The organism is Phenylobacterium sp. (genome assembly GCF_022402485.1).
Classification (GTDB): domain Bacteria; phylum Pseudomonadota; class Alphaproteobacteria; order Caulobacterales; family Caulobacteraceae; genus Phenylobacterium.
Window position 1 is genome coordinate 142,793 of sequence record NZ_JAKRSA010000018.1, and the last position, 19,179, is coordinate 161,971.

Here is a 19,179-nt window from a genome sequence, read left to right on the forward strand (position 1 = left end):
CCATGATCCTTACCCCGTCTTCCCGGATCGCGGGGGCGTTCGGCGCGACCTTGGTCGGTGCGCTTGCCCTGATGTCCGGTCCAGTGATGGCGAGCCCGCAAGCGGCCCTGGAAGCCGCCCTGGCGCGTAGCCCCAATACCGCGCCGGCGCGGAACGTGATCCTGTTCATTGGCGACGGGATGGGGGCGTCCACGGTCACCGCCACGCGGATCCTTGCTGGCCAGCGGGCCGGGGTGGATGGGGCCTCTTACAATCTGGCTTTTGACACCATGCCCTATGGCGGCCTGGTTCGAACCTATTCCACCGATGCCCTGGTGACCGATTCGGCCAATGGGGCCTCGGCGATCACCACCGGCTATCGCACCATCAATGGCGGTATCGGGGTGGATGGCGGAGCCCGCCGTGGGGTCTGCGACCCCAGCCGAAATGTGCCCACATTGGCCCAGCGGGCCAAGCGCGAGCTGGGGAAGGCCGTCGGTGTGGTGGCGACCTCAACCCTCACAGACGCCTCGCCGGCCGCGTTCTTCGCCCATGTGCCCGACCGCAACTGGCAGAGTGACGCCGACATGTCCGAGGCCGCCAAGGCTGCCGGCTGCCGGGACATTGCCGCCCAGCTGGTGGCCGCGCCTGACGATCTGCGCCCTGACATCGCCCTGGGCGGGGGCCTGTCCTATTTCCGCCCTGAGGCGGCCGGCGGTCGCCGCAAGGATGGCCAGGACCTGACCGCAGCCTGGGCGGCGCGACCTTCGTCGGTGGTGGTCACTGATCGGGAGGGGCTGAACGCCGCCGTGGCGTCGGGGCAGGATATCCTGGGCCTGTTTGCCGAGGTGCATATTCCCCATGAGGTCAATCGCCCAACGGTCGCACCGCAGACGCCGACCCTGGAGGAGATGACCCGGGCGGCGATCACTCGCCTGTCGGCCGAGCCCAAGGGCTATGTGCTGCTGGTCGAGGCTGCCCACATCGACAAGGCCCATCATGGCGGCCTGATCAACGCGTCCCTGACCGAGGGGATCGAGTTTTCCAAGGCCGTCGCCGCGGCGCGGGAGATGACCGATTCGGCGGACACCCTGATCATCGTCACCGCCGACCACAGCCATGGTCTGGCGATCAATGGCGGCGGCCGTGGGGATGATGTGCTGGGCCTGATCACCGGCCCCACCGGTGCCCCCCGTCTGGCACCGGACGGCAGACCCTTGCCGATCCTCACCTATGCCACCGGCCCGGGTGGCCCCACCGATGGGGAGGGTCGCCCAATGCTGGAGGGCGTCGATGTGTCGGCGATCGATCACGTGCGTCAGTCTGGCGTATGGCTGCCGAGCGCCGCGCACGCCGGGGAAGACGTGCCCGCCTATGCCGACGGTCCCTCGGCCCATCTGGTCACCGGCTCCATGGATCAGCCCTATCTGTTCCAGGTGATGCGTCACGCCCTGCGCCTGCCCGTCGAGGCCCCCTGATCGCCCCGGTTCGGCTGAGCGCGATGAAGCCTCAGCGTTGACGTGAGGGGCGAGCCCGCCTATGGGCACAACCGTGACAGGTTCCCCGCGAGGGGATCAAAAGGGAACTCAGGTGTAAGACCTGGGCTGCCCCCGCAACTGTAAGCGGCGAGTCCGCATGCCATTACGCCACTGGGTCCTCGGACCTGGGAAGGCGGCATGCAATGGGCGTCGACCCGCGAGCCAGGAGACCTGCCTGTCGCGGTCGTCCTTCGTCCGGCCGGGGTGCGCCGAGCGAACGGGTCTACCCGGGTGGCGACAACCGTCCAGGGCCGCGCGAGGGCGCGGGTCCCGGCGGGGTCGTGCGCGCGCGCCTGGCTCCCCGTGGTCCGCCTCCTCGACGGCTCGTTGTCGTCCATTCGAGGGGAAGACCCGATGAAGTCCATCTTACTGTCCACCGCCGCCCTGCTGGCGGTTCTGTCGGCTACGGCCGTGGCAGCCCAGCCGGCGACCGCCCCGGATGTGGCTGGTGGTGAAGCCTCCAACGCTGTGCGTGGGGTGATCGTCACGGCCAACCGGTCTCCGACGGCGGCGGCCCAGGTGGCCCAAGCCGTCACCGTCATCGACAGAGCCGAGATCGAGGCCAGCCAGGCCATCGTACTGCCCGACCTTCTGGCTCGCACCGCCGGGGTCACCCTGTCGCGCAATGGGGGGCCGGGCGGGGTGACCGCCCTGCGTATTCGCGGAGCTGAGAACGATCAGACTCTGGTGGTGATCGATGGCGTCCGGTTGAACGATGTGGCCCAGCCGGGCGCGGGCTATAATTTCGCCAATCTCCTGACCGGGGACGTGGCCCGGGTTGAGGTTCTGCGCGGCGCTCAGTCGACCCTCTGGGGCAGCCAGGCCATCGGCGGGGTGATCAATGTGGTGACCACGGTCCCCACCGAACCCTTCCAGGCCAACCTGGATGCCGAGGTCGGTGACGCCGCCACCGCCTATGTCCGTGGCGGGGTCGGCGGGGCTCAGGAAAAGATCGTCTGGCGCCTGGGTGCGGGCTACTACACCACAGACGGCGTGTCCGCCTTCGGCTCCGGCCGCGAGGATGATGGCTTCCAACACACCAGCGCCAATGGCCGGGTGGGGGTTACGATCACCGATCAGCTCTCTGTCGACCTGCGAGGGACCTATGCCTATGGGCGGGTCCAGGTGGACGGCTTCCCGGCCCCGGCGTTCAGCTTTGCCGATACCGCCGAGGTCGGGGTCACCGAAGAACTGGCCGGCTATGCGGGAGTCAATCTGGATCTGCTGGACGCGCGCCTGCGCAACCGCCTGGCCTTCTCTGGCACCCGCACCGATCGTCAGAGCCTCAATCCCCGGCAGGCGGTGACCCCAGTGACCTTCGACGCCCGCTCCGAGGTCGATCGTTGGGAGTACCAGGGCAGCTTTGCGGTGACAGAGGCCTGGCAGGCGGTGTTTGGTCTGGAACGGGAGGCGGCGTCCATGCGGACCCAGGCGCCCAGCGCCTTCGCCCCCAATCCCCCGGCCTTGAGCGCCTCAGCCACCTTGGACAGCGCCTATGCCCAGGTGCAGGGCCCGCTGGCGGCCGGCCTGACCCTGAGTGTCGGTGTGCGTCGGGACGATCATGAGACCTTTGGCGGACAGACCCTGGGGCAGGGGGCCCTGGCCTGGTCGATCAATGACGGCGCGACGCTCCTGCGGGCCAGTTTCGGTCAAGGCTTCAAGGCACCCAGCCTCTTTCAGCTCTATAGCGAGTTTGGCAATCTGGCCCTCTCCCCGGAGGAGGCCGACGGCTGGGACCTGGGGATCGAACAGCGCCTCGCCGACGGTTTGGCGGTGGTCTCGGCCACCTGGTTCCAGCGGGAGACCGAGAACCAGATCGACTATGTGTCGTGCTTCAGCCTCCCGACGAGCGCACTCTGCCGGGTCAACGGGTTCAGCCGGTTTGGCTATTACAGCAACACCGCCAGGACGGAGGCTCAAGGGATCGAGCTGACCGGCCAGGCCAAGGTCGGTCCCTTCGACCTTGGCGCCAACTATACCTGGACGGACGCTACCAATGCGGCGGACGGTTCGGTCAACCGGGGTAAGCAGCTGGCCCGGCGTCCGGAGCATCAAGGCTACATGTCGCTGACCCATGTGTTCGCCAGCGGTCCTTCGGCGACCCTGGCCGTTCGACACATCGGTGAGGCCTTTGATGACGCGGCCAACCGCAACCGCCTGCAGGCCAGGACCCTTGTGGACCTCCGGGCGTCCTGGGCTGTGACGGAGCAGATCGAACTTTATGGACGGGTGGAAAATCTGTTTGACGGTCGGGAGCCCTCCACCCGCGGCTATGGCGAACTGGGTCGCTTCGGTGCCCTGGGCGTCCGGGCGCGGTTCTGATGTCGGGGTCGACGGGGTCAGGTTCGGGCGTCCTCACCCGCCGGACGGCGGTGGGGGGGCTTGCGCTTGGCCTCGTCGGCGCCGCGCCAGCCCAAAGGCCTATGCGGGTGGTGTCGCTGAACCCCTGCCTGGATGTGATCCTGTTCCATGTGGCCGAGCGCCGGCAGATCGCGGCCCTGACCCACTACGCCCGTGATCCGGAGGCCTCCACCCTGGCGCACCTGGCCCGGGACATCCCCATCACCCATGAGACCGCCGAGGAGGTGGTGGCCCTGGCGCCGGATCTGGTGCTGCTCAGCCATCACTCGGCCCTGGCCACCCGCCAGGCTCTGACCCGGTTGAGGGTGCCGCAAGCCATGTTTGATGTGCCCCATACGGTCGCAGACAGCCTGGCGCAAATCCGCAAGGTGGCGCGGCTGATCGGCCAGCCGGCCCGGGGTGCGGCGGTGGTGGCGCGCATCGAGGCGGCCATTGCTGCAGTCACGCCGCCGCCCGGGGCACCCCGGCTGAGCGCCATCGTCTATCAACCCAACGGATTTGCCGCCGGGGCGGGCACCCTGACCGACGAGATGCTGCGCCGGGCCGGTTTTGACAATGTGGCCGCCCGCTACGGGCTCGGACGATGGGGCAATATCAGCCTGGAGCGGCTGGTGGCCGATCCCCCTCAGGTTCTGCTGGCCGGCGAGGCCGCGCCGGGGGCACCCACCTGGGCTGACCGGGTGCTGAGCCATCCGGCCCTGGCCAGACTATCCCCAGCCATGCGTCGGGAGGTGTTCCCCCAGCGCCTGCTCTATTGCGGCGGGCCGGTGCTGATCGAGACCGCAGCGGCCCTGGGCCGGGCGCGGCGCAATGTGCTGGGGGCATCATGAGGCGGCTGTCGCCCTTGACGGTGATCACTGGCCTGGTCTTCGCCCTGGGGATCCTGGCCGCCCTGAGCCTGATGGCAGGCCGGGTCTGGGTCCCCCTCGAAGCGTGGGGGCGGGAAGATCCCCGCTGGATCATCATTCTGGAGCTGCGCATTCCCCGCACCCTGCTGGCGATCGTGGTCGGTGCGGCCCTGGGCATGTCCGGCGCAGCCCTGCAGGGCTACACCCGAAATCCCTTGGCAGATCCGGGGGTTCTGGGGGTTTCCTCCATGGCAGCCTTAGGGGCTGTGGTCTCGCTCTATGTGGGCTTCTACCTGCCGGCCCTGGCGGGGATTGCCTGGCTTATGCCGCTGTGCGCCATGGCCGGTGCCTTGGTGGGTGTGCTGGTGCTGATCGGACTCACAGGGCAGGCCTCGGGGACAGTGACCTTTGTCCTGGCCGGCGTGGTGCTCAACATTGTCGCCGGCGCGGGGGTGGCCCTGGCGCTCAACCTGGCCCCCAATCCCTGGGCGGTGAATGAGATCGTCAACTGGCTCATGGGCTCGCTCACGGACCGCAGCATGGCTGACCTGCAGATGTCAGCCCCCTTCGTGGCGGTCGGCCTCGTTCTTCTGATCCTCACCCGCCGGGCTCTGGACGCCCTGACCCTGGGCGAGATCGGCGCTCGGTCCCTGGGGATTGACCTGTCACGCACCCGTCTGCTGCTGGCGCTGGGGGTCGGCCTCGCGGCCGGCGCCAGCGTCGCGGTGACCGGGGTCATTGGCTTTGTTGGTCTGGTGACCCCCCACCTCCTGCGGCCTTTCCTGGGACCAAGGCCTGCGGGTCTGCTGCTGCCCAGCGCCCTGGGGGGAGCGGTGATTGTCCTGGCCGGCGACATCCTGGTGCGGCTGATCCCTTCGGCGGCGGAGGTCCGACTGGGAGTGGCCATGGCGGCCCTGGGCGGTCCCTTCTTCTTGGCTCTGCTGCTGATCCAGCGCCGGAGGCTGGCATGACCTCGCTTGAGGGGCGGAACCTGCATCTGCAGGCAGGCGGCAAGACGATCCTTGAGGGGGTCAGCGCGGGCTTCACCACCGGCCAGGTGACCGCCATCCTCGGGGCCAATGGCGCGGGCAAGTCGACTCTGCTGACGGCCCTGGCAGGCCTCTCGGTCCCAAAGGGCGGCGAGGTCCGTCTGGGGGAGACCGCCCTGCTCGATCTTGATCCTCGCACCCGGGCCCAGCGCCTGGGGTTCATTCCCCAGAGCCCGGAGATCGCCTGGGGCCTGGAGGTTCGCACCGTCGTGGGTCTGGGCCGGTTGCCCTGGAGCGGAGGACGGGGCCTGTCGCAGGCCGATGGCGAGGCGGTGGACCGTGCGATGGATGCGGCCCAGGTGCAGCATCTGGCGGAGCGGGACATCACCACCCTGTCAGGGGGCGAGCGGGCCCGGGCCCTGATCGCCAGGGCTCTGGCCGGCGAACCGGAGTGGCTGCTGGCCGATGAACCCTATGCCGGCCTTGATCCCCGGCATGCCCTGGAGGCCGCTGCGCTGTTTCGCAGTCTGGCCGAACAGGGGGCGGGTGTCCTGCTGACACTGCATGACCTGACCCTGGCCGCCCGTCTGGCTGACCGGGTCCTGGTGCTGGGGGACGGCGGGGTGCTGGCTGATGGTCCGCCGGCCTCGGCCCTGACCCCGGACGTCCTCGCCAAGGCCTATGGCATCGATGCGCGCCTGCGCGAGACCGACCAGGGCCTGGCCGTGGATATCCTCGGCCGCTGGGGCTAGGGCCCCGCCCTCAGGCTCCCTCTGACGGGGTCATGGTTCAGGGGGCCAGGCTCTCGATGTAGTCGGCCACCAGGGCGACGCCTTCGGCATGGACCAAGGCGCGGCCAAGCTCCGGCATCATGACGCCGGGATCGTTGGAGGCCATGCGATAGACCATGATCGAGCGCGCCGGATGGCCAGGATCAATGGAGACCGCCAGCCCGCCTGAGCCCCGACCGGCCGCCACCGGCGCCTTGCCGATCCCGAGGGGGGCGGGCCGGGTCTCCTCTACCCCTAGAAAGAGGCCGCTTGTGGAGGCCATGCCCGCCGGGCTGTGGCAATGGGCGCAGTTGGCGTCGAGATAAGCGCGCGCGCGGGCCTCCAGCGGCTCGCCGGGATCATCCCAGACGGCGGTCCTTGGGGCGGCTGCGGCGTCCGGCCCGCCGCTCAGATGGCCCAGCCGCCGCCAGGCGGTCAGCTGGTTTTCTGTCCGGTGGCCATAGTCCAGGGTCCGATTGAGGTTGCGCGCCTTGGGGCCGATGGGGACCAGCTCGCCGTCCACCGAGTGGCACGTCTTGCACTGGTTCTGATTGGGCACGTGATAGCTGATCGCCTGGGGGCGGCCTTGCGGATCGATGAAGGCCACGTCGAGCCGCGCGCCCGTCCGCTTGAGCACGGCCTCGGTCTGCGCGGCGTTCCAGACATAGGCCAGCGCTGTCCACCCGTCGGTCTTACGGATCAACAGGCGCGTTTCGACAAAGCGATCGCCTGCGGTGGGCGCCCGCATGTCCGGGGCGAAGGCAAAGGTTTTGACCAGGACTGTGCCCACCGGAAAATCCAGAGCGCCGTCAGGGTGGTAGGCCGCACTCTGCCCAGGGGGTGTGAAGATAAACCGGTGCTTGTCGGCATAGTCGCTGAACAGGGGCGTGTTGAGATCGTAGGGCGTGACTCCTGGGCTCGGCCTGCGCGCCGCCACATCCTGGAACAGGCCGTAGTCGGCCAGTCGGGGCGCGGGCGTCTCGGCCAGCACCACGTCGAGGGTCACCCGGGATGGGGGGCTGTCGGCGCCGCTCAGGACCAGGGCGGCGAGGCCAAGCAGGGCTGTCAGCGCCCATCTCATAGCATGAGCGCGGCTTGGGCTTCCGGCAGGACCACGGGCGGCGGCTCGCTGATGTCCCCGCGCTCAAGGGTTGGGGTCACCGAGGGATTGGCCTGGTCCAGGGCACCGGCCTTGGGCAGGTTGAGGTTCAGCACGGGGCCGTCGGTCAGGCGCATGGCCTGGGGGCCCGAGGCCGGCGCGACCCCGTCCCACAGCACCGGCGGCAAGTTTCCCCCGACGGCAGCGGCCAATTGGGCACCCCCTGGGAAGGCCGGGGCCCAGCCATTGCGGCCGATCCGATTGTCACGCACCACCACCTCGCGGGGGATCGGATTATAGGTCGGATCATCAAAGGCCTGGGTATAGCCCACCAGCAGGACGGCGGCGGTCTGGTTGCCATCGATGTCGTTGCCAAAGACGTGGACATTGCGGTTGGCCATGATCATCACGCCGGCGCCCACGGGCACGCTGGCGACGATATTGCCGGCCGGGGCGAAGTTCGGCGTGTCGTTATTGATGATCTTGTTGTTGAACACCCGGGTGGAGTGGCCGTCCATCACCGGCAGGTTGGGCAGGTCAAAGACCAGAATCCCCCCGGTGTTGCGGGTGACTGTGTTGCCATAGACATCGGCATTGCTGGAGTTCTCGATCTCGATGCCGGCCACGTTGAACTCCGCCCGGCTGTTGCGAACGATGATGTTCTTGGACTGGCCCACATAGACCCCGGCGTCGGAGGCGCCGCGCACGGTGACCCCGTCGATCAGCACGTTGGTCGAGCCCACCGGATAGACCCCATAGGCGCCGTTGGTGGTCTTGGGCCCGCCGGTCCACTCCACCCGCAGATTGATCATGCTGATCTGGTCGGCGTCCTTGGACTTGACCCCGTCACCCTTGGAGTTCTCCACCGCGAAGTCGCGCACCGTCACCCGGTCAGAGGTGATCAGCAGACCCTCCGCACCCCCCTGCTGGCCATCGAAGGACAGGATGGTGGCGTCTGGCCCGGCGCCTTGGATGGTCACGTCGTCCACGTCGAGAGACAGGCCATCGGTAAGCTCAAACCGGCCGGCGGCCAGCTCCACCACATCGCCGGGCTTGGCGTCCAGCAGGGCCAGCTGCAGGGCCTCCTGGGCATCGGGACCAGGAGCCACGGCCAGGGTCTTGGCATAGGCGGGCGCGGCGAGCGCAAAGGCGCATAGGGCAAGCGCGAGGCTTCGCATGGTCATCCTCCCAATAGGCCCAGCTCTGACTGGCGGGCTTTGACGGCCAGCTTGGCGGGGGCCGGGCAGGGGCGCAACGGCAAAGAGAACGCTGATCAGGAAACGGGGCTGCTCGTTTCAATCGGCCCCTTGATCCGCTGGCCAAGGCGCGTCGTAACTGTCGCCCAAACCAAACACCGGGACAGGAGACGAACATGGATCTGCAGCTGAAGGGCAAGAAGGCCGTAGTCACCGGCGGGTCGCGGGGGATCGGCCTGGCGATCGCAGAGTTGCTGGCCGACGAAGGCTGCGATGTGGCCATCTGCGCTCGAGGTCAGGACGGCGTAGATGCCGCGCTCAAGGTCCTGGAGGCCAAGGGCGTCAAGGCCTGGGGCCGGGCGGTGGACATCGCCGATGGTCCGGCGATCACCGGCTTTGTCGAGGATGCGGCTAAGGAATTGGGGGGCCTCGATATCCTGGTCTCCAATGCCAGCGCGCTGGTCAATGGTGGGTCTGAGGCCGACTGGCGGTCCATGTTCGAGGTCGACATGCTGGGGGCGGTCCGCACCTATCAGGCCGCCAAGCTGCACCTGGAAAAGGCCGCAGCGGCCAGCGGCGATGCGGCCTTCATCATCACGTCCTCGGTCTCGGCGGCCGAGGCCAGCGGACCCTCGGCCTATGGCGCCATGAAGGCTGCCCTGATCCACTACGCCAAGGGCGTGGCCAAGGAGGGGGCAGCCAAGGGCGTGCGCTGCAACGTCGTCTCGCCGGGCACCGTCTTCTTCGAGGGTGGTGTCTGGGGCAATGTGAAGGCCAATGCCCCGGGCTTCTTCGAGGGCATGATCAAGCGCAACCCCACCGGTCGCATGGCCACCCCGCAAGAGGTCGCCGCCGCCACCGTTTTCCTGGCCAGCCCGAGGTCGGCCTTCACCACCGGCATCAACATGCTGGTGGACGGGGCCATCTCAAGCCGGGTCAATTTCTGATCTTTGGCTGGGCCAGCCTGGACTTGCGGCCTCGTGCCGCACCCGGGCTGGCACCATCGTGTATGGCGGCTTAACCTAACCTCGGTACGTAACCGCTTCGTTTTGCCGTCTGAGTGCTAAATCTTGGTCCATCCTTTGATTCCGTTGGACGCCGTTCGCGCCACAGCTGAGCGTGTCGTCCGCCTCGCCCATGCTGTCTATGGCGGCTACGGCGCTGACGTGGTCTGGCGGGAGGGGCGGCGGCACTCGCGGACACGACCGTTCAGGGGCGACGCCAACCGGAGTTTTCCCAGTCGGCATGTGATGGCCACCGGCGAGCCGCTGTGGATCGAGAACTTTGACCTAGATCCCGTGGTCAAGACCCAGGGGCTGGAGGTCGGCAGCGGGCAGGTGAAAGCCTTTCTGGGGGTTCCCATCGTCACAGACGGCAAGGTGCTCGGGGCGCTGATCGCCATCGATCTCGAGGCTCGGCCACAGAGCGACAAGGTCCTGCGGCATTTTCAGTCCCTGGCTTCCTTGCTCGGTGATGACTGCGCCCGGGTGAAAATGGCCAGTGAGGTCAAGGCGGCCCTGGAGGACTCGGCCAGGTCGGAACGACGGCTGCGCGCGGCACTACGCATCGCCAAGATCCGGGTGTGGGAGCTCGATCACGCCCGGCGCGAGGCCTTCAGCGAACAGCAGCAGCGTGATGTGGTCGACTACGACCAGGCGATGGCAAAGCTCTGGGCGCCGGTTCATCCGGATGATCTTCCCGAGGCCCTTGCGGCCTGGGACGCCCATGTGGCCGGCGGCCCGCCGATCCATGTGGTGCATCGCCACATGCGGTCCGATGGCGCTACCCACTGGATGGAGAGTGTCGCCGAGGCGGTCCGTGACGAGGAGGACCGCGTGGTCGGCGCTGTGGGCGCGGTCCGCAACATCGACCAGGAAAAGCGCAACGAACTCGACCTGATCGAGGCGCGAAAGGCGGCGGAATCGGCCAGTGAGGCCAAGAGCGTCTTCCTCGCCACCGTCAGCCATGAGATTCGCACGCCGTTGAACGGCATCTACGGCATGGCCCAGGCCATGACCCGTGACCACTTGCCGGCCGGTCAGCGGGATCGGTTGGACGTGATCTGCAAGTCCAGCGAGAGCCTGCTCTCCATCGTCAATGACGTGCTGGATCTCTCGAAAATCAGTGCGGGCAAGCTCGAGCTGGAGGAGATCGACTTCGATCTGGTGGAACTGGCCACGGGGGTTTTGGCGACCTTTGCCGCCCTGGCCGCCGCCAAAGGTCTGGAGCTTCGCCTTCAGGCAAGCCCGGTCTTGGCCTCACGATACCGGGGAGACCCCGGACGACTGCGGCAGGTGCTCTCGAATCTGGTGTCCAACGCTCTGAAGTTCACCACCACCGGCGAGGTGGTCATTGCCCTCGACCATAGGGCGGAGGGCCTCAGCGTCTCCGTTACCGACACAGGGACAGGGATCCCCCTGAACCGTCAGGCCCAGATCTTCGACTCCTTCGTCCAGGCGGAGACCTCCACCACCCGAAACTTCGGCGGCACGGGCCTGGGCCTCTCCATCTGCCGCGATCTGGTTCGTCTGATGGGCGGCGAAATCGAGCTCGCCAGTCAGGTGGGCGTAGGGTCCACGTTCATCGTGCGACTGCCCCTCCCAGAGGGCGCAAAACCTGTGCTGTCGGACGTCTCAACCGGGACATCGCACGCGTCTGAAACCCTTGAGGGCGGCTTGCGGGTGCTGGCGGCGGAGGACAATCAGGTCAATCAGCTGGTTCTGGGCGCCTTGCTGGGCCAGATGGGGGTCGAGCCCTGTTTCGTCTGGGATGGGGCCGAGGCGGTGGAGGCCTGGCGGCGGGAGCCCTGGGACCTGATCCTGATGGACGCCCAGATGCCGGTGATGGACGGGCGCGAAGCCACCCGCCTGATCCGGGCTGAGGAAGCCCAGTCCGCCCGGGCCCGCACCCCGATCATCGCCTTGACCGCCAACGCCTTGACCCATCAGGCCGCCGAGTACCTGGCCTGTGGCATGGATCAGGTGGTGGCCAAGCCCATTGAGGTTCACCGGCTGGTGGAGGCCATCAACCAGGTCCTGGATCCGTTCTTCAACAGCCCGGACAACGCCGTAGGCGCGGCCTAGGGCGGGGTGAATCATGCTCTAGCTTGCACAAGTCTGAGCCCGAGGCCTGCCGATGACCAACCTGACCCGCCTGAAAGGCCCCATGGCCGCCCCGGCCAGCGGCCGTGATCCCCAGTCGATGGTGATCCTGCTGCACGGCTATGGCTCGAACGGCGATGACCTGATGGGCCTCGTGCCCTATTGGCGCGACAGCCTGCCCGATACGGTCTTCCTGTCCCCCAATGCGCCAGAGGCCTGTCCCGGCGCGCCAGGGGGCTATCAGTGGTGGGGGCTCACGGACCTGAGGCGGGAGAGCCGCGCGGCCGGCGTGCGTCAGGCTGCTCCCTTGGTGAACGCCTTCATCGACATGCACCGGGCGGCCTACGATCTGCCCAACCGCAGGGTGGCCCTGGTGGGCTTCAGTCAGGGGACCATGATGGCCCTGCATGTGGCGCCGCGCAGGCCCGAGGTCCTGGCCGGGGTGGTGGGCTATTCCGGCATGTTGGCTGACGCCGAGGCCCTGGAAACCGAGGTCACCACCAGACCCCCCATCCTGCTGGCCCACGGGGACGCCGACCCGGTGGTGCCCTATGCCTCCCTGGGGGATGCCAACGCCACCCTGCAACGCCTGGGCTTCGACACCACCACCCACACTTCGCCAGGCCTGACCCACAGCATCGACGAGCCCGGCCTGCGGCTGGGGGGTGCGTTTTTGGCGAAGGTGTTGGGTGCGGCGGGGTAGGGGGGGCTCTGGTAAGCGCCACTTCCCGACTTTACCGGGCGACAGAAAAGCAGGCGTATTCAGAGGTCGACTAACGGGAGAGCGTTCCGTGTCACTCAGCCTTGGGGGGCACCAGAGCTTTGTTCGCCTTCGGAGCTGGGCGGCCGGCGCGATGCACGTTGATTTCCTCTGCGGTGAGGGTGGAAAGCAGGGCATCGTTGATCCGGGTTTGCCAGCCTGGCCCGCGGCACTTGAACGCCTCAAGGATAGCAGCGTCGAGCCGCAGCTTTACCGCCACCTTGGGGTTCTGGGACTTCGGCCGCCCCCGCTGACGTTTTACCAGGGCGTCAACGGTCGCATTGCCCAACACGGCGCGCGCAGGCCGGGCCTTGGCGAACATTTCCAGCGTCCATTCGGGGTTCTCGTCGTCGACCTTAAAGGGGTCAGGCTTCGTCATAATGGGCGACCTCTCTGTCGTTTGCGCGGCGAAGGCTGATCACTCGGCAGGCGTCTCCGCGCATCGTAAAGACCAGAGCGTGCAGCCGGTCGCCGATGAAGCGGAGCGCAAACATACGGGTCTCCCCGTAGTCTGCCCGGTCATCCTCGACCACTATCGCGGTGGTCCAATCGAACTCCTCCACCACAGAGAACGCGAGGCCGCGCTCTTGAGCGTTCCTCTCGCTCTTGCTGGGGTCGAACTCGACTTCCACGATTTATTGTACCCCCATAATATCGCCCAGACAAGCTAGGTTTCGGGGGTGCAAAAAAGGCGGCTTCAGCGCGTCGTAGGCGGCCGCTCGTCGGCCAAGTTGGACGCGCCCTGCGTGAATGGCCGGTGGGCGCCGCCCGACCCGGTCCTTCTGCCTTGACCGATCCAACCCGCCCGAAAGCGGACGTGCGGGAGGACTGCCAAGCGCCCAAACCAGACGCTCGCCCCTAACCCCGCACCCCCAACCAGATCACGTGCCGGGCGCCTCGGCCGCCTTTTCGGGCGGGGACGCGGACCACCTCGGTGGTCAGGCCGCTGCGGCGCAGGCGCCGCGTGAACCCTTCGTCGGGGGCAGAGGACCAGACGGCCAGGACGCCGCCGGGGGTCAGGGATGTGCGGGCCCGCGCCAGGCCGGTCAGGTCGTAAAGCGCGTCATTGGCCCTGCGGGTCAGGCCTTCGGGGCCGTTGTCCACGTCCAGCAGGATGGCGTCCCAGGCGGCCGGCGTCTGGGCGATCAGGGGGCCCACATCGCCGGTGTGGAGGCTGACGCGGGGATCGTCCAGGCAGCCTTTGAACACCTCAGCCAGGGGACCACGGGCCCAGGCGATGACCTCTGGCACCAGTTCGGCCACAGTGACCCTCGCATCCGCCGGCAGAACGGCGAGCGCGGCGCGCAGAGTGAACCCCATGCCGAGGCCGCCGATCAGGACGCGGGGCGCGGCGCGGCCAGCCAGACGGTCCCAGGCGAGCGTCGCCAGGGCCTCCTCCGAGCCGCTGAGGCGGCTGTTCATCAGCTCGATGGCGCCGGCCATGATGGAGAACTCGGTGTCGCGGCGCATCAGGCGCAGCTCACCGCCCCCGTCGGGCATCTGGGCGGAATCGAGGTGAATCCAGGGTTTCATGGGCCTGCCTTAACCGTCGACAGGGCTGGGGCCAAAGCAAAAGCCCCGCCGCCTGGAGGGGCGACGGGGCTTTATTTCGCCAACTGGAGACTGGCGGACGTTCAGGCGTAGACCCTAGAGGCGCGAGGGGATGATCACCTTCATGGACTCATAGCCCTTCACGAAGGTCGAGAAGACGCGCTTGGGCTCTTCAACCACCTTGATGTCGGGGAAGCGCTTCATGATCTCTTCCCAGATGATCTTCAGCTGCAGCTCGGCCAGGCGGTTGCCCACGCAGCGATGGATGCCGAAGCCGAAGGAGATATGCTGGCGGGGACGCTCGCGGTCGATGATGTAGCTGTCCGGGTCATGGATGACCTCGTCGTCGCGGTTGCCCGAGACGTACCACATGACGACCTTGTCGCCCTTCTTGATGGTCTTGCCGCCCATTTCGAAGTCCTGGGTGGCGATCCGGCGCATGTGGGCCAGGGGGGTCTGCCAGCGGATGGTCTCAGACACCATGGACGGGATCAGCGAGGGATTGGCCCGCAGCTTGGCGTACTGGTCGGGGTTCTGGTTCAGGGCCAGGACCGAGCCGGTGATGGTGTTGCGGGTGGTGTCGTTGCCGCCGACGGTGAGCAGCACGATGTTGCCGAAGTACTCCCGGGGCGACATGTCCCGGGTCTCAGGTCCATGGGCCAGCATGGAGATCAGGTCGCCGGCCGGCTCGGCATTGACGCGCTGGTTCCACAGCTCGGTGAAATAGCCATGGTACTCGATGAAGATCTGCATCTTCTGCTCGAGGGTGTCGATGAGGCCATGGCCCGGAACCGCGGTGACCACGTCGGACCAGTAGGTCAGCTTGCGGCGGTCTTCCTGGGGCATGTCGAACAGGGTGGCCAGCGTCATGGCCGTCAATTCCATGGACACCTTGTCGACCCAGTCGAACTCCTCGCCGATGGGCAGGCTGTCGAGGATCTTGGCGGCCCGCTCGCGGATCAGCGGCTCCAGGATCGCCAGGTTCATCGGCGAGACCGCCGGGCTGACGGTCTTGCGCTGCACGTCGTGCTTGGGCGGGTCCATGGCGATGAACATGGGCAGGGGGCCTTCATCGCCGTCCTGGGTGGCGATGGTGATGCCGCCCTCGGAGGAGAAGACCTGGTGGTTGGTGTCCACCGCCATGATGTCGTTGTACTTGGTGATCGACCAGTAGGGGCCGTACTCGCTTTCGGCGGTAAAGTGGACCGGGGCCTCTTTGCGCAGGCGTTCGAAGATCGGCCACATGGCGTTGGCCTGGAACAGCTCCGGCTGGGCGGGGTTGAGCTGATCAAGGGGTGTAGCGTAGGCCTTGGCCCGCGCGTCCTTCAGAATGTCGACCGTACCGTCCGCCATGGGGAATCCTCCAGATTTTCGACGACGATACGCGAAAGATGACGCCGGCGTCAACTTTTCCTGTTCGCTCAGAACGTGAAACTTCAGCCCAGATGATGGAGGCGTTCCTGCCGGCCCAACTGATCTTCATCACCGACCCCTCCGATCCCCGGGTTGAGCCGTTTCTGGCCGTAAGCGAGCGTGACCTCGTGGGGCGGCATGGGCTGTTCATTGCCGAAGGCGAAGTGGTGTTGCGCCACCTCCTGACCTCGTCCCTGTGCGAGCCCGTGGCCTTGCTGGCGGCCGCTGACCGGGTGGAGCGTCTAAAAAGCCTCATGGGGGATCAGGTCCCGGATGTGCCGGTCTATGTTGCCGAGCAGAGGGTGATGGACGCCATCGTCGGCTTTCCCATCCATCGCGGCCTGCTGGGGCTGGGTCGCCGCCGGACGCCGCCAACGGGGCAGGCCCTGCTGGCCGGGCTCGGGGACAGGGCCCTGGTCATGGCGGTTCACGGGATCGGCAATCACGACAATATGGGCGGGCTGTTTCGCAATGCGGCAGCCTTTGGGGTCGACGCCGTCCTGCTGGATGCCAGCTGCTGTGATCCCCTCTATCGCAAGGCGATCCGGGTGTCGGTGGGGGCAACCCTGATCACCCCCTTTGCCCGGTTGGCGCCGGAGGAGGATCTGATCGCCCTGTTGCAGGGGGCGGGGTTTGACGCTGTCGCCCTGAGCCCCTCAGGGGCGGTGGATCTCAAGGCCTTTGCCCCGGGCGCTCGAACCGCCGTTATCTTCGGTGCCGAGGGGCCGGGCCTGCCGGCCGATTTGCTGGGCCGATGCCGCACGGTGCAGATCCCCATGGCCAGCGGCTTTGACAGTCTCAACGTGGCCACTACCAGCGGCATCGTCCTGCACCACCTGGCCAATGCCCGGGCCGACTGACTACGGGCTCTGGCTGGCGCAACCGACTGTGGCAACGCCGCCCTGGACTCCTTGAGCGATGTTCGGCTCAATTGACTGAAAGAAACCGGGGTTGGGAGCTTGATGACCTGGTCCGACGCTTCGGCGCGCCGACGTTACCATGTGGGCAATCTGCGGGCGCAACTGCTTGAAGAGGCCCGAGCCATCGTGGGGGAGGGGGGCGTGGCCCACCTCAATCTGCGCACCCTGGCGGCCCGGGCCGGTATCGCGGCAGGTTCGGTCTATCACCACTATTCGGGCAAGACCGAGCTGATGGCTGAGCTGGCGGCCGCCGGGTTCCAAGAACTGGAGCATCGGCTCAAGGACGCACAGGACTCCGCCCAGGCCGGGACCAAGATTCGCACCCTGGCCCGGGCCTATTTCGCCTATTCCAAGACCGATGCGGCCATCTTCGGCCTGATGTTTGACCCCGCCGTGGCCACCCAGCCGGTGGTTGAACAGGCCAGGGTCAGGTGTTTTGCTGTTCTGCAGGCGGCGGTCGCCCTGGCCCTGCCGGCGCGCAAGGACGCCACGGAGATCGATAAGATCGCCTGGGCGGTGTGGGCCTGCGGGCATGGGGCGGCGTCCCTGCGGGCCTCGGACGCAGAGCGCGCTGATGAGCTCATGGAAGATGTCATCCAGGGGCTGGAGCTGCTGTTCGGTCGCCGCTGAGGGGCGATCCCCATGGCGGCAGCGCTACAGACTTGCGGGTTTGGCTTGATTTTCCCCGGCCGGGTGGCTCGTTAGCCCGATGAGTGCCCCCTTAAGAGTCGCCGTGGCCGGTGCTGGCGTGTTCGGTCTGGCCAGCGCCCTGGCCCTGGTCCGCGCCGGTGCCCAGGTGACCCTGCATGATCCCGGCCCCTTGGCAGGGAACGCCTCGGCGGTGGCGGCCGGAATGCTGGCCCCGATGAGTGAGGCCCTGACGGATCCCGCCGCAGCAGGCCATCTCGACCTCTTACAGGCTGCCCTGGCCCTCTGGCCTAGCTTTGCAGAGCGCTATGGGCTTGATCTCGACCGCACCGGCGCGCGCCTGCTGGGGGACGAGGCGCGGCTCTCCGCATTGAGCGCCAGTGCCCAGGCGCTGGGCATCACCGCGCCCTATCAGGAGATCGGGTCGCTGCCGAGTCTGGCCGGCGGTTATGGGTCCGCAATTGCGGGGGGCCTCGATATCGCCGGAGATTGGCGGATCGATGCGGCGGCCCTGTTGCGCCTGGGGGCTGTGGCGGAGGGTCTGGGCGTGACGCGTCGACCAGGGCCCCCAAGTCCTGCCGACCATGATGTGCTGGTGGTGGCGACCGGGCCGTCCCTGGACTTCCTCAACGCCGCGCCGGAGTTGGCGCGCCTGACGCCGATCCGGGGGCACATCCTGCGCTATCCCAGCATGAACTATGAAGGGCCAGTACTACGCGGTCCTGGTGCCTACGCCGTGCCATCTGCCCAAGGCCTGCTGGTCGGGGCCACGATGGAGCCCGGCCAGGGGCAGGCGGTCGTTGATCCTGAGATCGCCGCGGGCCTCGCCGCCCAGGCGCAGGACGTGTTTCCGGGCCTTGCCCAGCAGTCCTGGAGCGCTGCGGTCGGGGTCCGCGCCGCGACCCCTGATGGCCTGCCGCTTGTGGGCGTCTCAGCCAGGCCCGGGGTGATCTTGGCCAGTGGCGCCCGGCGCAATGGCTGGCTGCTGGCCCCCCTGGTGGGCGAGGTGGTTGCCGCCTGCGCTTTCGACCGGGATCCAGGCCCGTGGGGCGCGCGACTGGCACCTACCCGAGATCTTGGTTAGCGCGGCATTAACCATGTCTGCGCCATTGAAAGTCCATGTCCGTCCAGGGTCTCAGAGGCGCGGTTGAAACCGCCATCCAGCGCGCGTCCAACGCGACGGGGGTGGATTTCACCTTCCTGATGCGCACAGCCCACCGGGAGAGCGGCTATAATCCTACCGCCAAGGCCAAGACCTCCTCGGCGGCGGGGCTCTTCCAGTTCATCGAGCAGACCTGGCTTGCGACCCTCAAGGATCACGGGGCGAAGTACGGGTACGCCCGCTATGCCGATCTGATCCAGAAAGGTGCCGATGGTCGCTACCGGGTGCCAGGGGCTGAAGCGCGCAAGACCGTCATGGACCTGCGCTTTGATCCCCACGCCGCCTCGCTGATGGCCGGCGAGCTGGCGTCCGACCATGCGGCCTATCTGAAGGGTCGGGTCGGGCGGACCCCCACCGCCGGCGAACTCTATGCCGCTCACTTCCTGGGTCCTCAGGGGTCGGCGCGACTGATTGAAGCGACCCGCACCCAGCCTGGAGCCAGCGCCGCAGCGCTGTTTCCAGACGCCGCCCGGGCCAACCGATCCATCTTTTACAGGGATGGCCGCGCAGCGACGGTGGCCGAGGTCTATGCCAATCTGACCCGCACCGGCGGCTCTGGCCAGGCTGTGGGCCCGCGAAATGGCGCGCCGGCCGAGGGGGGCTTCATTCAATACGCCTCTGCCCGCCGGGCCGAGGCCATGCGCGAGCAGGAAGCCCTGGTGGACTTCATCCTGCGGGGATCTCAAGCACCCGAAGGTGCTGGCGAGGGCCAGCGACTGGGCGGCACCCTGTTCTCCACCGAAATGCTGCGGATGCTGTCCGAAGCCCGGGATGAAGGCTGAGGCAAGGCTGGTGTCTGGCCAGAGGCGCTCAACGCTCCTGACCGATCCGTCAGACCCGGTCC

Annotated in this window: 18 protein-coding genes and 1 riboswitch; of the genes, 12 read left to right on the top strand and 6 right to left on the bottom strand. The window is 67.4% G+C overall.

Annotation, left to right across the window (positions count from 1 at the left end; translation table 11 throughout):
• The first annotated feature begins 2 nt into the window (after positions 1-2).
• The 5 genes from MH112_RS06775 to MH112_RS06795 all read left to right on the top strand — a co-directional run bounded on the left by MH112_RS06775 (position 3) and on the right by MH112_RS06795 (position 6,467).
• Positions 3-1,457, top strand: a complete 1,455-nt coding sequence (locus MH112_RS06775; RefSeq protein ID WP_296565611.1) for an alkaline phosphatase — start codon at positions 3-5, stop codon at positions 1,455-1,457.
• 61 nt (positions 1,458-1,518) lie between these two features.
• Positions 1,519-1,711: riboswitch (cobalamin riboswitch) on the top strand.
• Between the two features lie 160 nt (positions 1,712-1,871).
• A complete protein-coding gene (locus MH112_RS06780; RefSeq protein ID WP_296565613.1) occupies positions 1,872-3,839 on the top strand; it encodes a TonB-dependent receptor in 1,968 nt (655 codons plus the stop codon).
• On the top strand, positions 3,839-4,708 hold the full coding sequence (locus MH112_RS06785; RefSeq protein WP_296565616.1) for an ABC transporter substrate-binding protein: 870 nt from the start codon (positions 3,839-3,841) through the stop codon (positions 4,706-4,708). Before MH112_RS06780 ends, MH112_RS06785 begins: the two co-directional genes overlap by 1 nt.
• Entirely contained in the window at positions 4,705-5,697 is a 993-nt protein-coding gene (locus tag MH112_RS06790) for an iron ABC transporter permease (protein WP_296565618.1), read from the top strand. Before MH112_RS06785 ends, MH112_RS06790 begins: the two co-directional genes overlap by 4 nt.
• Entirely contained in the window at positions 5,694-6,467 is a 774-nt protein-coding gene (locus tag MH112_RS06795) for an ABC transporter ATP-binding protein (RefSeq protein WP_296565620.1), read from the top strand. The genes MH112_RS06790 and MH112_RS06795 overlap by 4 nt, the downstream gene beginning before the upstream one ends.
• Positions 6,468-6,504: 37 nt before the next feature.
• On the opposite strand, the gene MH112_RS06800 is transcribed toward MH112_RS06795, so the two are convergent.
• Together MH112_RS06800 and MH112_RS06805 are read right to left on the bottom strand one after the other, a co-directional pair.
• A complete protein-coding gene (locus MH112_RS06800) occupies positions 6,505-7,566 on the bottom strand; it encodes an SO2930 family diheme c-type cytochrome (RefSeq protein ID WP_296565622.1) in 1,062 nt (353 codons plus the stop codon).
• Complete coding sequence (locus MH112_RS06805) at positions 7,563-8,762, bottom strand: parallel beta-helix domain-containing protein (protein ID WP_296565623.1); 1,200 nt, start codon at positions 8,760-8,762, stop codon at positions 7,563-7,565. Before MH112_RS06805 ends, MH112_RS06800 begins: the two co-directional genes overlap by 4 nt.
• A 194-nt stretch (positions 8,763-8,956) precedes the next feature.
• On the opposite strand from MH112_RS06805, the gene MH112_RS06810 reads away from it, so the two are divergent.
• The 3 genes from MH112_RS06810 (at position 8,957) to MH112_RS06820 (ending at position 12,584) form a co-directional block, all read left to right on the top strand.
• Positions 8,957-9,727, top strand: coding sequence for an SDR family oxidoreductase (locus MH112_RS06810; RefSeq protein WP_296565626.1), 771 nt, complete (start codon positions 8,957-8,959; stop codon positions 9,725-9,727).
• Positions 9,728-9,850: 123 nt separating this feature from the next.
• Positions 9,851-11,863: an ATP-binding protein gene (locus MH112_RS06815; protein ID WP_296565628.1), complete on the top strand. Its 2,013-nt coding sequence runs from the start codon at positions 9,851-9,853 to the stop codon at positions 11,861-11,863.
• A gap of 52 nt (positions 11,864-11,915) precedes the next feature.
• Complete coding sequence (locus tag MH112_RS06820) at positions 11,916-12,584, top strand: dienelactone hydrolase family protein (protein WP_296565630.1); 669 nt, start codon at positions 11,916-11,918, stop codon at positions 12,582-12,584.
• Between the two features lie 91 nt (positions 12,585-12,675).
• Here the strand turns inward: MH112_RS06820 and MH112_RS06825 are convergent, their stop codons facing one another.
• The 4 genes from MH112_RS06825 to MH112_RS06840 all read right to left on the bottom strand — a co-directional run bounded on the left by MH112_RS06825 (position 12,676) and on the right by MH112_RS06840 (position 15,545).
• The gene (locus MH112_RS06825) at positions 12,676-13,020 is read right to left on the bottom strand and encodes a BrnA antitoxin family protein (RefSeq protein ID WP_296565632.1); all 345 of its coding nucleotides are present in this window, start codon (positions 13,018-13,020) and stop codon (positions 12,676-12,678) included.
• Positions 13,007-13,273 carry a BrnT family toxin gene (locus MH112_RS06830; RefSeq protein WP_296565634.1) on the bottom strand — a complete coding sequence of 89 codons (267 nt, stop codon included), beginning with the start codon at positions 13,271-13,273 and terminating at the stop codon, positions 13,007-13,009. The genes MH112_RS06825 and MH112_RS06830 overlap by 14 nt, the downstream gene beginning before the upstream one ends.
• A 226-nt stretch (positions 13,274-13,499) precedes the next feature.
• On the bottom strand, positions 13,500-14,174 hold the full coding sequence (locus tag MH112_RS06835) for a spermidine synthase (protein ID WP_296565637.1): 675 nt from the start codon (positions 14,172-14,174) through the stop codon (positions 13,500-13,502).
• Positions 14,175-14,288: 114 nt separating this feature from the next.
• Positions 14,289-15,545, bottom strand: coding sequence for a cytochrome P450 (locus MH112_RS06840; RefSeq protein WP_296565642.1), 1,257 nt, complete (start codon positions 15,543-15,545; stop codon positions 14,289-14,291).
• Positions 15,546-15,637: 92 nt separating this feature from the next.
• Here MH112_RS06840 and MH112_RS06845 point away from each other — a divergent pair, with 92 nt between their 5' ends.
• The 4 genes from MH112_RS06845 to MH112_RS06860 all read left to right on the top strand — a co-directional run bounded on the left by MH112_RS06845 (position 15,638) and on the right by MH112_RS06860 (position 19,117).
• Positions 15,638-16,465, top strand: a complete 828-nt coding sequence (locus MH112_RS06845; protein ID WP_296565644.1) for an RNA methyltransferase — start codon at positions 15,638-15,640, stop codon at positions 16,463-16,465.
• A gap of 102 nt (positions 16,466-16,567) precedes the next feature.
• Positions 16,568-17,155 carry a TetR/AcrR family transcriptional regulator gene (locus tag MH112_RS06850; protein ID WP_296565646.1) on the top strand — a complete coding sequence of 196 codons (588 nt, stop codon included), beginning with the start codon at positions 16,568-16,570 and terminating at the stop codon, positions 17,153-17,155.
• 79 nt (positions 17,156-17,234) lie between these two features.
• Positions 17,235-18,257 carry an FAD-dependent oxidoreductase gene (locus MH112_RS06855; RefSeq protein ID WP_296565648.1) on the top strand — a complete coding sequence of 341 codons (1,023 nt, stop codon included), beginning with the start codon at positions 17,235-17,237 and terminating at the stop codon, positions 18,255-18,257.
• 35 nt (positions 18,258-18,292) lie between these two features.
• Positions 18,293-19,117, top strand: coding sequence for a transglycosylase SLT domain-containing protein (locus MH112_RS06860; RefSeq protein WP_296565651.1), 825 nt, complete (start codon positions 18,293-18,295; stop codon positions 19,115-19,117).
• Positions 19,118-19,179: the final 62 nt, after the last annotated feature.